General features: G+C 32.0%; 13 protein-coding genes. 7 read left to right on the top strand and 6 right to left on the bottom strand.

All coding sequences use genetic code 11. The features are described 5' to 3' along the window. Positions 1–7: 7 nt before the first annotated feature. Both NST87_RS01490 and NST87_RS01485 read right to left on the bottom strand, forming a co-directional pair. Positions 8–1948: a BglG family transcription antiterminator gene (locus NST87_RS01490; RefSeq protein WP_019469012.1), complete on the bottom strand. Its 1941-nt coding sequence runs from the start codon at positions 1946–1948 to the stop codon at positions 8–10. 375 nt (positions 1949–2323) lie between these two features. After that, positions 2324–3220 (bottom strand): DUF7916 family protein, encoded by an 897-nt coding sequence (locus NST87_RS01485; protein ID WP_019469013.1) that lies wholly within the window; start codon positions 3218–3220, stop codon positions 2324–2326. A gap of 282 nt (positions 3221–3502) precedes the next feature. On the opposite strand from NST87_RS01485, the gene NST87_RS01480 reads away from it, so the two are divergent. From NST87_RS01480 to NST87_RS01455, 6 genes are all read left to right on the top strand, one after another. Next, on the top strand, positions 3503–4327 hold the full coding sequence (locus NST87_RS01480) for a zinc ribbon domain-containing protein (RefSeq protein ID WP_019469014.1): 825 nt from the start codon (positions 3503–3505) through the stop codon (positions 4325–4327). Between the two features lie 14 nt (positions 4328–4341). Further along, entirely contained in the window at positions 4342–5637 is a 1296-nt protein-coding gene (locus NST87_RS01475; protein ID WP_040030291.1) for a DUF2116 family Zn-ribbon domain-containing protein, read from the top strand. Between the two features lie 321 nt (positions 5638–5958). Then, positions 5959–6777: a hypothetical protein gene (locus NST87_RS01470; RefSeq protein WP_019469016.1), complete on the top strand. Its 819-nt coding sequence runs from the start codon at positions 5959–5961 to the stop codon at positions 6775–6777. Between the two features lie 539 nt (positions 6778–7316). Next, complete coding sequence (locus tag NST87_RS01465; protein WP_019469017.1) at positions 7317–8426, top strand: carbohydrate kinase; 1110 nt, start codon at positions 7317–7319, stop codon at positions 8424–8426. After that, positions 8410–9321 carry a pseudouridine-5'-phosphate glycosidase gene (locus NST87_RS01460; RefSeq protein ID WP_019469018.1) on the top strand — a complete coding sequence of 304 codons (912 nt, stop codon included), beginning with the start codon at positions 8410–8412 and terminating at the stop codon, positions 9319–9321. The genes NST87_RS01465 and NST87_RS01460 overlap by 17 nt, the downstream gene beginning before the upstream one ends. A gap of 9 nt (positions 9322–9330) precedes the next feature. Continuing rightward, the gene (locus NST87_RS01455) at positions 9331–10545 is read left to right on the top strand and encodes a NupC/NupG family nucleoside CNT transporter (RefSeq protein WP_019469019.1); all 1215 of its coding nucleotides are present in this window, start codon (positions 9331–9333) and stop codon (positions 10543–10545) included. Between the two features lie 119 nt (positions 10546–10664). On the opposite strand, the gene NST87_RS01450 is transcribed toward NST87_RS01455, so the two are convergent. Further along, entirely contained in the window at positions 10665–10796 is a 132-nt protein-coding gene (locus tag NST87_RS01450; protein WP_019469020.1) for a beta-class phenol-soluble modulin, read from the bottom strand. A gap of 162 nt (positions 10797–10958) precedes the next feature. Between NST87_RS01450 and NST87_RS13765 the strand changes: the two genes are divergently transcribed. Next, positions 10959–11075, top strand: a complete 117-nt coding sequence (locus tag NST87_RS13765) for an IS3 family transposase (RefSeq protein ID WP_080760412.1) — start codon at positions 10959–10961, stop codon at positions 11073–11075. A gap of 172 nt (positions 11076–11247) precedes the next feature. On the opposite strand, the gene nagB is transcribed toward NST87_RS13765, so the two are convergent. From nagB to argF, 3 genes are all read right to left on the bottom strand, one after another. Continuing rightward, on the bottom strand, positions 11248–12015 hold the full coding sequence (nagB, locus tag NST87_RS01445; protein WP_019469021.1) for a glucosamine-6-phosphate deaminase: 768 nt from the start codon (positions 12013–12015) through the stop codon (positions 11248–11250). 62 nt (positions 12016–12077) lie between these two features. Then, positions 12078–13616, bottom strand: coding sequence for a PTS transporter subunit EIIC (locus NST87_RS01440; protein WP_019469022.1), 1539 nt, complete (start codon positions 13614–13616; stop codon positions 12078–12080). Between the two features lie 172 nt (positions 13617–13788). Then, positions 13789–14820, bottom strand: a complete 1032-nt coding sequence (gene argF, locus NST87_RS01435; RefSeq protein ID WP_171027049.1) for an ornithine carbamoyltransferase — start codon at positions 14818–14820, stop codon at positions 13789–13791. Positions 14821–14945 lie beyond the last annotated feature (125 nt).

Raw genomic sequence — 14945 nt, 5'->3', positions numbered from 1 at the left:
TCCCTCCTTAATGTTGACTCACGTCATTTATACAGCGCATAATTGCTTCAATATTTCCTGAAAGTAATACCTTTCTAGTTTTGTCATCCATAATAAGCTCACTAAGTTGTCTCAGAGCATTTAAATGAATTTGTGGTTGAGCGGTTGCTAATGTAACGATGATATTAACAGGATCATATTGTTCATGCCCAAAATAAATACCATTTTGATAATGTGTAATACTAAAACCTACTGTCCCTTTAACGTGCGTTGGTTGCGCATGAATTAAAGCAATATGTGGACTTATAACCATATAAGGTCCAAATGCATCTAATTGTTCAATAATTTCATCGGCATAAATACAATCAACAATTTGAGCGTCTACCAAAGCTTCAATACTTTGCCTTATTGCATCATTTCTATAAAGTGAAGGTTGTTGTGTTAAAATTCTGTTTTCTGGTAAGACTTCTTTCAAGGTAGGCCCCAACCCTTTGATATCATGCACATACTGTTCTCTTGAATTGTTAATGATTGTGTTAATTTGTTGTCGATCATCTTTATCTAAAAATGGAGAAACATTAAGTATAGGTATCGACGCATGTTCAAACGGTACTGTTGATATGATATAGTCAACGCCTTCATGTTTTAATAATGTTTCGTCAATTTCGTAGATTGAATAAGCATCTACAATTTCAAGTTCAGGATAAATATGGCGCAATCTACTTCTCAATAATTGTGAAGTACCGATGCCAGAACCGCAAAATAGCACTACTTTTATAGCATTTGTAGTAATTGCAGAAATACGTTCAATCGCTGACGCAAAGTGTAACGTAATGTATGCAAGCTCATCTTTGTTGAAACAAATACGATAATTCTCTTCAACGCCCCAAATATGATTGCGTAGTCTTTCTACGATGTGATGATACTGTTGAAATATTTCATCTGTTAGAGGATTATTATGCGTCATATCAAATTTCAATCGGTGAATAGCTGGTCTCAGATGAACAATTAAACCATTTAATAATTTAGTATCGTTAATTAAATCTATACCTAAGTCACCACTCATACGTTCTATCAATTGTTCGGTTAGAATTTCTAAGTCATCGACTGTTTCGCGTTTTTGATTCATCTCTGAAGTTTTAGCACCTAACAAATGTAAGGTAATAAAACCTGCTTCACTTTTAGGGAATTGTATATCGAGTTTTTCTTCCAAAGATGCTTTTATGAGTAATGCCACTCGAAAATGGTCCGTTTCTGCTAATTTGTTATATTCCAATTCAGGTATCTCAAAAACAAATTTTTCTTTAGTTCGATGTATTGCAATTAAAATATGATAAATTAGACCATCAATCGCACTTTGGACTAACTGATAATCCGCTTCAAATAATACCGACACTACCGTCAATCGAATCGTTTCTAATGCTTTGTTCGAAAATAACTTATGTCCTATTTGATGTGTATGATTTTGAAAATATTCATGGACACGTGTCGCATATGCTTTGCGATAATTTGTTTCCTCACCTTGTATGATAAATCCTTTATTTTTAATATATTCTAACTTTAAATCATAAGAAGATAACCAAGTTTGTACATTTTTTAAATCCTCAACGATCGTTCTACGTGTAACGGATACCATATCGGCCAACGTCTTAGAAGATGTTGGTGTATTAGATTCAAATAACTTTAATATGATGTAACGTATTCTTTCTTCTTTAGAGTAATGTATTGAAGTCGCCATATATTTCGGAACGTTATCATTCAAGGGACTTTTAGATTTAATCATTATACCTTCATTTTTATTTCTAAAAATTGTTAAATCTAAGCTTTGTGCCATACTTTCTATATATTCTAAATCGTACTGTATCGTCCTTTCTGAAACATTGAATTGAATAGCTAAATGATGAATAGTTATAAACGTTTCACGTTCAAGTAAGAATGTTAATATATGATGCTGTCTCTTGCTTAACACATGAGCAACCTCCTTACATATTTATTGTAACCGCTTACTTTAAATTTTGGATGTGTAATCTCTTTCGTCTCATAATCCGAAAAGTTGCACATCTAACATAAACGATCACTTTTTCAAATTATAATTTATTGAATAATCATTTTATATAAAAAATATCGATTAAATATAAAAAAAGAGAATTCAACATTAATGTGTTGCATTCTCTCCTCTATATCTTCATTTTTTTGATGTCCTATAACTTATAAGTATTTATTTCAATTGAGTTATTATTGCTAAACTTTTCTAAACACAAAAAAAATACTTTTTGATATATTTAATTAATCTAAAATAAATCAATTAATATTTGAAAACAGGAATTTATATATTCCACTTTTGTTAGCGATTAATAGAACGGGCAATCATTGACAACGTGTGTCTTTCTCCACGCAATGCCTTACTTAATTCAAATATATTTTCCACAGGTGCTAAACCACAGAAACTTCCATCACCAATATGTTGAATATCCACACCACATATTTTATTTCGAATGGCAAAATCTCTAATAGTACTTGGATCAGCGCTTTCTTGACTCGTACCAATTGCTGACATGACAAGCCCCTCTTTACGATGAACTTCTTTGACAATGTCTTTAAGTTGCGCTTCATCGAAACCTGGCACTGTCCCCACAGCGGGTACCAGTATAATATCAGCACCCGCTTCAATAAATTTCCTTACATATTCTCTTGTAATCACAGGTTCATCCACACCTGAACTATGCATTTTTCCAGCGATAATCAAACCAGAAAAATGATTTCTTGTATTTTGGATTGCTTCAACTATTTTCTTATTAGATACACCAGTTGCCGGGTTTCCTGTCATACATATAAAGTTGACCCCTAATGTTTCAAGTACTTGAACCGTTTCAGGACTTGCTTGACGTCCTTCTGCAATTTCTAAGTGTTGATCATACATATTTGTTCCGTCATCAACAGGTTCTAAGTTCACGCCAATGGGTCTACCAACGAATTGTTTTAATGTTTCTATAACCTGTTCATGTTCTTCTATATTTTTCACTTTTGGATGAAATGCATCGAAGCCATTTAACAAAATCAAATCGGCACCAAACGCACGCGCTATTTCAGCATTGGTAATATCTGGCACGACAGGTGTTTCTGTTACTATATTTTCAGATAAAACCACGCGTCCAGCACTAGCTTTAATACTCTGTTTTAATTCTTCACCTGTCATTGCTAGTAGTTCTGAAGCATTGTTACTCAATAATCGCTTAACCATTCGGATTCCACTCCTTAATATATACTTTAGTTGCCATTTTATTTATTATAACTACATTATATAATAATAATGTTTTTTTCTTCGTAATAACTGCACTGTATTTCTCTTCATTTCATTATACACACCCTCTATTTATTATTATTCTTTTTTAAATAAAAAACTACTTCTATTTACATTTATAATTTTTTGAATTTAAATTTAGTTAATTTTCAAAACAGTAGTGTATCGCAAATATAAATGTGATATTATATTTTAATATACATATTACAAGGGGGAAGCCTTATGCAGTGTCCAAAATGTGGAAATCCTATTGAAGCATCAGATTTATTTTGTGGAGAGTGTGGTACAAAATTATCTCATCAAACGAATACAACGAATGAAACTAAAAACAAATCGAAATATGAATCTGAACAAGATCCAACGCAATCTAATACAACACAAACATCAACACAATACTCAACACAGTCTAATCCTAAAAGCGAGCAGTTTTCAAAACATTCTTCAGACATATTCAATGAAGCTAAAACGTTCTTTTTAACTGCTTTTAGACATCCGGATAAAGAACTTGTGAGTCCTCACTTTTTTTCTTACAAAACACTTTTCAGTATTATTGTAGCGGGGTTCCTTTTATCCATCATATTATTAATGATACTGATACCTGCAGAAGTAGCATATTTCATGTCGAGTAAAGCAAGTGTTGTGTTTAACATTTCACTTTTCTTATTAATTACAATTGCAGTACTATTTGGAATCACTTATGCACTTATCAAAATATTGAATATTCATTCGACGTTACATAAAATATTTTCAGATTTCGTTTTAGTCAACACCTTATCTGTCATTACCCTTTTGCTTGGTTTACTATTTTTAACAATTCATGTACCAAGTTTTGCAATATTCCTTATCATTATTGCTATATTATTCACTTTAATTGCACCAATATATTTAATTACGAAATACAGCCACAACCAACTTATACGTATGCCTGTCATTTATTCTATATTCATCTATATCATCATTTTAGGAATCATTTTACTTATTATAGTGGAAAGTACTGTTTCTAATACATTAAGTGATTTAAGTTCATTTTTTAATACAGGTTATTAAGGAGGATGTTTCAAATGAAGTATTGTAGTAATTGTGGTGCTGAAATTAAACCTGGTCAACGCGTCTGTACCCAATGTGGGACGCCTGTGCAACAAAGAGCAAATAATCAATCACCTAACCATAAATCAAAATGGCTTCTATTTATTATTATTGCAGTGATATTAGTCATTATTATCGCTTTGTTTGCGGCTTATAAAATAATAGACGCGCAACTATCACCTACAAAACAAGCAGAAACTATTTCTAAAGATTTAAAAAACAAAGATACAGATCGTCTAGCTAGCCATCTAAAATCAAATGGTGAAGCTATTTCTAAAGATGAAGCTAAGGCTATTTATAAATATATTGACGAAACCGATAGCGTAGATCGTGTTGCTGACGAACTACAAAGTAGTGCAAAAAATATCAAAGAAAACAAATTAAACGAACATGCTGTCACTGTTGGAGATACCTCTCTAATCAATATTACCGAAGATGGGAAAAAATGGGGCATATTTAAAAATTACATCTTTAATGTCAATAAGGAACCTGTTTCTATTACTTCAGAAGAAGACACGACACTATCTTACAAACTTAATGACAAAACAACACAAGTTAAATTAAAACAAGGTAAGACGAAGACACTTGATGATTTTCCAATCGGTATATACGACTTAAAAGCAACACAAAAGGTTGATAACAAAAAATTCGATGGTGTCATTCATATCGATATGTCAGAAAGTAATAGTGCAGATCTGCAATTCAAACAAAAACGTTTTACAGTTAGTATTGATTCATCTTTTGCAGATTCTGATTCACTTAAACTTTATATAAATGGCAATGAACAATCAGATTTTGATGAATATGAATCTGTCACTTACGGCCCTTATGCACCTGATGAAAAAATCGAAGTTTATGCTACTACTGAAGTTGAAGGTAAACAATTCAAATCTAGTGTAGAAAATGTTTCAAGTCCAAATGATGATGAAGATGAAATAGACGTAGCTTTAACATTTGACGATGATGCAATAAGCGATTATGAAGATAAAATGATTGAAAAAGAAGCAGATTCTGATGACGACAATGATAGTACTTCCAATTCTGATGAAAAAGTAACTCGTGATAATGTTATTGATAAAGTCGAATCTTATGAAGGAAGTACTTTGGATACAGATAATTATACTTATAAAGAACCCGAAAAAACTGGAGACGGTTGGGGATTCTCCTTTACAGATAAAGACGGAGAGCTAGCAGGTTCTTATAAAATTGATGAGGATGGTTATGTTACTGAATATGACGAAGACGGCGAAGAAGTCGATTCAGGATATTAACAAACTACAAATAGTAATTCAACTTGTTACTTGAAACGTAGTCATTACATTGCATAAATACTTAAGCACACTATATAAGGGAATGGGCCAGAAATCTAAGTTTATTAAAAAGATTTCTGGTCCACTTTTTAATTTTTATCTTTGTTAAAGTAAAACAAAATATCATCAAATGCATCACCTCAGTCTAAATGATGATGTTTTATTTAAAAAAATTAAGTAATATATATGAAAGACCATTAAAACAAGCAATGTTTATACTACTTGAGTTGGGTAATTTAAAAGTAAGCAATTAATATCTAAATATAATTGAAGGTGAAAAAAATGGCTAATAACGACTCTTTCAATGATTATCCTAAAATTTTAAAAATTGAAGATGATGGAAAAATTATTGCGTTAGACAAATATGGAAATGTTAATACGGATTTAAATATCCACACTGTGAATGACCAGCAACAACAAGATATCTTCGGAACAATCTTATACAATCCCTATCGTCGTACTGTAAAAAATAGCGAATCTTATAATGACAATAAATACAATGATTACAAATCAGAAACAAGCTACAATCAGCGAGATCGTGAACGTGAGTTGCAGTTATTAGAAGAAAATAAAAAATCAAAACGCAAACAATTTTGGTTAGGTTTAGGTATGGTGGTTTTATTAGTCATCATTGTCATCTTTGCAGTTAGTACTTTTATGAATAGTGGAAATAATGATCAACAAACTGCAAATGAATCAAGTGAACAATCCACCGCTAATCAAAATCAATCGAATGATACTCAAGGTGATAATGTCAATTTCGAACGTCAGAACAATCAAGTTAAAGATGATATACAATCAATAAAAACAGATATTTCAAACTCTAATGAAGCAACAGATTCTAAATTACAAGCATTACAAGATAAGATTGATAGTTTAAAACAAAAAGCTGATTCTAATAAAACAAATCATTTAGCTGATAAATATCAAACGACGATAGATGATTTAAAACAGGCAAAAACCCAAAAAGATAATGGTAATACTGATAAAATGCAAGAAGAATTGGATAAAGTAAATAGTAAGCTAGATGATATAAAATCTAAATTTTCTTCTTTGTTTAATAAAGATGAAGAAACAAATAATGATAACGCTGAAAGTTAGCGTATAAAATTAATATATGCTTTCAAAACATATAAGATATAGATGATATTCTCAAAATTAAAACTGTCGACTAAGGGCTCACCTTGTCGGCAGTTTTTTTGTGTTCACCTGTTGTCTGACATGTCTATATATTATCTTAATCGCTCACTTCCCTAGCTTTTTCCTAGTTATAAAATCATTAAATATATATGTCTATTTATAAACACCCCTATTTTCTTTTAATTTCATTAACATTTGAAAGTAGATTTCCAACAATTCAAACATCAAATTATTGAAATTCATTTATTAATTGAAAAAAATTTTTCATTCAAGCTAATTTAATAAATTACAAAAATTATCAAAAATCGTGAAAATCCTTGATTTCAAGCGCTATGTAGCATATTCAAATTGATATTTCGTAGTTATATAGATATTACAATTTTACGAACACTTTTATGTAAGCGTATACAATTCAGAATATTCATGCTATTATCTTATCGACTTAAACAAATGTTTAATTTGTAAACTTAAGTTTAATTTTGCATAAAGGAGGTTGCCATATGAATAAAAATGAACAAGCAGTTTTAAATCGCATTCAAGAAAATCCATTCATTTCACAACAAGAATTAGCACAATCCATTGGATTATCTAGGCCAGCAGTTGCAAATATTATATCCGGACTTATTCGCAAAGAATATGTTTTAGGAAAAGCATATGTTTTAAATGAAGATTATCCAATTGTGTGCATTGGTGCTGCGAACTTAGACAGAAAATTTTATGTTCATAGCGACTTGCAATTAGAAACGTCTAATCCTGTTACCTCAACGAGATCTATAGGTGGTGTTGCGCGCAACATTGCTGAGAATCTAGGACGTATGGGAGAAACTGTCGCATTTTTATCTGTGAGTGGCAATGATAGTGAGTGGGATATGATTCATAAATTATCAACCCCATTCATGAATTTAGACCACGTTCAACAAATTGAAAATGCTAACACTGGTTCCTATACTGCATTGATCAATAGCGACGGTAATATGGAATATGGCTTAGCAGATATGGAAGTCTATGATTATATCACTCCAGAATTTTTAATTAAGCGTACACACTTATTAATAAAAGCAAAATGTATCATCGCAGACCTCAATATTTCAAAAAGTGCAATGGATTTTTTATGTGCCTATTCAGAAAAACACAGTATTAAATTAATAGTTATTCCAGTTTCATCTCCAAAAATGAAAAACATGCCTGATTCGTTACACGCTATCGATTGGCTCATTATCAATAGAGATGAAACAGAAACTTATTTAAATATGAACATACAAGGCACTGATGATTTACGTAAAGCTGCACAGAAATGGAATCAGTTAGGCGTTTCAAATGTTGTTATTACAAACGGTGTAAAAAAACTTATTTTTAGGAATCATGACAAAGAAGTAATTAAACCTGTCATACCTTCTAAGCATGTCGTTGACGTAACAGGTGCTGGTGATGCTTTCTCTAGTGCAGTCATTTTCAGTTGGTTAAATGATCTAGACACCGAAAGCATACTGACAGCAGGCATGATTAATTCTCGTAAAACAATTGAAACAGAATATACAGTGAGACAAAACTTAGATAAAAAACAATTATTTAGAGATTTGGAGGACTATAAAAATGAAACAATATATTGAATTTTCCACAGAAGTAGCACAAGCTAAAGCAGACAAAAAGCCCATCGTAGCATTAGAATCAACAATTATTTCACATGGTATGCCATACCCACAAAATGTAGAAATGGCTACGACTGTTGAAAATATCATACGTGAATATGGCGCTATTCCAGCAACAATTGCATTAATTGATGGAAAGATCAAAATTGGATTGGAAAATGACGAACTTGAATTACTTGCTAAAAGTGATAATGTCGCAAAAGTTTCACGTCGTGATTTTGCAGAAGTACTCGCTACTAAACAGATTGGTGCAACTACTGTTGCATCAACAATGATGAGTGCAGAATTAGCAGAAATTCAATTCTTTGTAACTGGTGGTATTGGTGGCGTACATAGGGGCGTTGAAAATACTATGGATATCTCAGCAGACTTAGAAGAATTAGGTAAAACAAATGTAACAGTAATATGTGCAGGTGCTAAATCTATTCTAGATTTACCAAAAACAATGGAATATCTTGAAACAAAAGGCGTACCAGTAATTGGTTACCAAATAGATGAATTACCAGCATTCTTCACACGACAAAGTGGTATTAAATTAAACAGTTCTTCTGAAAATCCAGACGACATCGCACATATTTGTAAAATTAAAAATGATTTAAATATTGAAGGCGGTGTTGTCATCGCTAATCCAGTTCCTAAAGAAGATGAACTACCAAAATCATATATTGACAGCATTATTGAAGAAGCAGTTAAAGAAGCAGAAACGCAAGGTATTAGCGGTAAAGATTCTACGCCATTTTTACTCAGTAAAATTGTCGAAAAGTCTGAAGGCAAGAGTTTAAATACAAATATCAAACTAGTTGAAAACAATGCGGTACTTGGAGCTAAAATTGCAGTTGCTTTCAATAAATTGTAGGTGATACTTATGTCAATCATATTTGCCATTACTGGTATACTTTTTGCGTTATTCGTCGCTTTTTTATTTAGCTATAACAGAAAGGCGATTGATTTCAAAAAACCAGTAATTATGTTAATCGTTCAAATCGTCATTGTATTATTCATGATGAATACGACTATTGGTTTAACGATATTAACAACACTAGGTTCATTTTTTGAAGAATTAATCAATATTAGTAAAGCTGGTATCGAGTTTGTCTTCGGTGGTTTACAAAACAAAGGTGCTTCAACTTTCTTTATTACAGTGTTACTACCTTTAGTATTTATTTCAGTACTAATCGGTGTATTAAACTATTTTAAAATTCTTCCGTTTATCATTAAATATGTTGGTATTATTATCAATAAAATTACACGTATGGGCCGTCTCGAAAGTTACTTTGCAATCTCAACGTCAATGTTAGGTCAGCCAGAAGTTTATTTAACTATTAAAGAAATGATTCCTAAATTATCTAAAGAGAAATTATATACGATTACCACTTCTGGTATGAGTGCTGTCAGTATGGCTATGTTAGGTTCATATATGCAAATGATTGAACCTAAATATGTTGTTACTGCCGTTATGCTCAATATTTTCAGTGCATTAATTATTGCAAGTGTCATCAATCCATATCAATCAGATGATAGTGATGTGGAGTTTTCCAACTCATCCACAGCTAAAAGCAATTCAAATAGTGATGAAACAAAGTCGAAAAAGGTTCCATTTTTCCAAATGATTGGTGATAGTGCTACAGATGGTTTTAAAATTGCCGTAAGTGTCGCTATTATGTTACTTGCATTTATCTCCTTGATGGAAGCAGTCACAGTGTTATTTAGTTTTGTTGGTTTAGATTTTAAACAATTAATCGGCTTTATTTTTGCACCGATTGCTTTTATTATAGGTGTTCCTTGGAACGAAGCAGTTCAAGCGGGATCATTGATGGCAACTAAATTAATTACTAATGAATTTGTTGCTATGTTAGACTACCAAAAATTAGCTGGAGATTTAACACAACGTACACAAGGTATCATTTCTGTCTATCTTGTTAGTTTTGCTAATTTTGGTACTGTAGGCATTATCGTTGGCGCTATCAAAGGATTTAGTGATGCACAAGGTAATAAGGTGGCTTCGTTTGCCCTACGCTTGTTGCTAGGTTCTACACTTGCTTCAATTATTTCAGCATCAATAGTTGGTTTAGTATTATAATATTAAAAAAGAGTGTTACAGAAATTAAATTTATTTAAAATGATTTCGTCGTCCATTCCTGTAATCAAATAATAAAAGGCTGAGACAATTCAATTTGTCTCAGCCTCTTTCAATATTTATTAGTTAAAGAAACCTAAGATGAAGTCAGCGCCTTTAGCTAATGCATCCGCAATGCTAGTTCCCATTGTTACCCAGTCAGCACTTAAACCTGCTTTTACAGCTTCACTGATTGCGTTTACGAAATCAGACATTTAACACACCTCATTCCTCGATATATTATTTATTAAAGGTTGATTACCTTTAACTAAATTATAATAAAAATCATTAATATTGTTGTAAATATTTCTTGATTTATCGTTTTTTATACCTAAGTGTGATTACAATACTTAATTTTTACAATTAATGTTTCCTAGTTGTCATTCAGTGATAAAGTTTTATATTATTTTTATAATAATGAAAGAATTAAATCAAAATTAAAAGGCTTATCTCCTAAAAATTTTAGGAAACAAACCTTCGAAATATTATACTAAAACAAAGTACAACTTTTGGGGTTCAGTACAATTCAATTCATCTGAGTGCTTCTTTTTTATTTAATACTTCGTATTGTTGGCTCGCTTTCTTAAGGAACGGCTTTAGTCTATAGGCTTCAGCTTGTCCTGTTACATTAAGCGTCTTGCCAAAACACAACGGTTTCAAATATCTTTATGACAAATGCCTTTCTAAGCGCTGAACTTTATTTTGATCTAAAGCTTCGAATACTTCATTATCTACAATCACATCAACATGTGGGTGTTGATGTAATATAGATGCTGGTAATACCTCAGATATATCTCCTTCTATTAATTGCGAAATGGCTTCTTTTTTATTTTCACCCATCGCTAACAAAATAATACGTTTCGCACGCATAATAGATGCCAGTCCCATAGAAATTGCTTGCTTAGGAACATCTTCTATTGAATCAAAATAACGACTATTTGCATTAATCGTTGAAGAAGATAAATCTACAACTCTTGTGACACTTTCAAACGACGAACCAGGCTCATTAAATCCTATATGGCCGTTTTCACCAATACCTAAAATTTGTATATCTGCAGGGCCTTTATCTTTTAAATATTGTTCATACATTAAGCATTCTTGTTCTATATTACCGGTATCTCCTTGTGGTATAAATATATTTTCTTTATGCCACGTTTGATGATGTTTAAATAACTGTTGATACATATAAGCGTGATAACTTTGTTCATTGTCTGCGCTCAAACCCACATATTCATCCAAATTAAATGTCACTATTTGATCTAGTTGCAAATGATTATTGTTGATTAATGTTTTTAAATACTTATAAACATCTATCATAGTATTTCCTGTAGCAAGCCCCAATACTGAATTTGGTTTTAATTTCATTTGTTTTAATAGTTCAATCGCAACATATTGACTTGCAAGTTGCCGGTTCTCTAAATTTAAAATATACATAAGCTCACCAATCACTTTCTACATATTACCTTTGTTTAATGACAAATTGACTATTTTATTAATTACACTTGCTCGCTTTCTAGCAATTCTTCTACTTCATTTTTTATCGTTGTGACATGTGGCCCATAAATAATTTGTACACCATTACCTTTCTGAATAATGCCTCTGGCTTCGGTCGAATTAAGCACTTGTTTATTGACAGGGTCATCCGACTTTAACGTCACTCTTAGTCTTGTAGCACAACAATCGACAATATCTATATTTTCTTTACCGCCTAATCCCTTGATAATTGTTTTAGCACGTTCTGTTGTTTCAACGGTTTCTGTAGTTGCTTTTGCTTCTCTACCAGGTGTTTTAAAATTGAATTTGTTAATTAAAAATCTAAAAATAACATAATATAAAATAAACCAAAGGATGCCAATCGGTATCACCCATAAAAAATTCGTCTTAGCGTTACCTTGCAAAACGCCGAATAATAAAAAGTCTATAAACCCACCACTAAATGTTTGACCTATCGTAATATTAAATATGTCTGCCATCATAAAAGCTAAACCGTCTAAAAATGCATGTATCACATATAAAACAGGTGCAACAAATAAAAAGCTGAACTCTAGCGGTTCTGTAATCCCTGTTAAAAACGAAGTTAAAGCAGCCGATAACATTAAACCACCAACGACTTTTCTATGTTGCGGTTTAGCAGTATGATAAATTGCTAAAGCTGCACCACATAGGCCAAACATCATTGTAATAAAACGCCCTGACATATAACGCGAAACGCCTGAATAGTATTTCGTTACGTCTGGATCACCTAGTTGGGCAAAGAAAATATTTTGCGTACCTTGAACAAGATGACCTTTGACTTCTAATGAGCCACCTAAGGCGGTTTGCCAAAACGGTAAATAGAAAATGTGATGTAAACCAAATGGTCCCAACAGTCTTAATATAAATCCAAAGAAAAAAGTACCAATGACACCAGTTTTATCTACGATACCGCCAACGCCAAATATCCATCCTTGTACTGTAGGCCAAATAAAGAACATGATAACCCCGAGTACGATTGCAGAGATGGCTGTAATAATTGGCACAAAACGAGATCCTCCAAAGAATCCTAAGTACGACGGAAGTGATATCTTGTGGTATTTATTATGTAAAAGCGCTGTCATAACACTTGTTATAATTCCCCCAAACACGCCAGTTTCTACTGTTTGAATGCCAAGAACCATACTTTGTCCTTCTTCTGCCAAATTACCTTTTGCTAATGTATCTGTAATGATCAACAATCCATTCATCGAAGCGTTCATAATCAGGAATCCTAGCATTGCTGCTAATCCTGCAGTACCTTTATCACTTCTAGCTAATCCTATAGCAACACCTATAGCAAAAATTACTGGTAAATTTTGAAATACAATATTACCTGCAGATGACATAAGGACAAATATATTTTGTAATAAAGTAATATCCAGCACGGGATAAGCTTTGATTGTATTTGGATTACTTAATGCACCACCAATTCCCAACAATAATCCAGCTGCTGGTAATATAGCAATAGGCAACATAAATGATTTACCAAATTGTTGCGCCTTTTCAAACAATTTACTCATAGTCATCAACCTCCTAATTACCATAAATATACAATCAAAGAAAATATTAATCAATATAAATTATCACTATGAAAAACTTTTTCATAAAATAGATAACTTTTTTAAATACAAAAAACCTCACAAAGTCATTTTACTTTGTGAGGATCTATATTTATTCAAACATGATATGGTGCTAAAAAATATTTCCTAATGTTCCAGCCATAATTGCTTTGATTGAATGTAATCTATTCTCCGCTTGTTCAAATATAACAGCATGTTCACCTTTAAACACATCATCTGTTATCTCCATTTCAGTTAATCCATGGGTTTTATAGATTTGTTGTCCCACTTTTGTATGCACATCATGAAAAGCTGGCAAACAATGTAATACAATAACATCCGGATTCATTGTATTGACAAGCATCGCATCATTAATTTGATATGGAAGTAATTTTTCAATACGCTGTGTTTGAACTGATTCATCTTCTCCCATTGAAAACCAAACATCTGTATATATTGCATCTGTTTTATAAACTGCTTGTTGAATATTATCCGTAATTAATATATTACTATGAGATTGTTTTGCGTAGTTTTTAGCAAGTTGCTGAATATCTGGATCAGGCTGTAACGATGGAGGGGCTGCAATTTGAATATTCATACCTAATATTGCACCGGTAACTAATAAATCATGCGCCACATTATTTCTTGCATCACCGACATAAGTCAATGTCTTACCTTGTAATGTACCTAGGTGTTCTTTTAATGTATAAAAGTCCGCAATCATTTGAGTAGGATGCCATTCGTTTGTTAAACCATTCCATACTGGAACTTTGGCATGTTGCGCTATACTTTCTACATCTTTTTGATAAAAACCTCTAAATTCAATACCATCATACATACTACCTAATACTTTAGCTGTATCCGCTGTCGATTCTTTGACACCTAAGTGAATTTCACCTTGACCAAAATAATCTGGAAATGCACCTAAATCATTAGCTGCTACACTAAATGCTGAACGTGTTCTTGTAGATGGTTTTTCAAATAATAAAGCAATATTCTTACCTTTAAGGTAAGGGTGTGGAATGCCATGCTTTTTCTTTTCTTTTAATTCTCCGGTAAAGTCGATCAATGTTACTAATTCATCCGCAGTAAAGTCACTCGTTTTCAAGAAGCTCTTACCCTTTAACAATGCTAGTTTTTTTAAATCTGTTGTGTACGCCCCAATTTCATCACTCCAATATTTTTATAAGATTTATATACATACTAAACTTAAATAGAGTTATTTTCAAGTATAAATATACCTTTTTTTGTATATTTTTAAATATTTTATAAAATCAACAAAGTGTAACC

The organism is Staphylococcus sp. FSL W8-0271 (assembly GCF_038006605.1).
Taxonomy (GTDB): Bacteria; Bacillota; Bacilli; order Staphylococcales; family Staphylococcaceae; genus Staphylococcus; species Staphylococcus cohnii.
The sequence above is the reverse complement of the archived record's forward strand: the minus strand, read 5'-3'. Positions and strand labels throughout refer to the sequence as shown.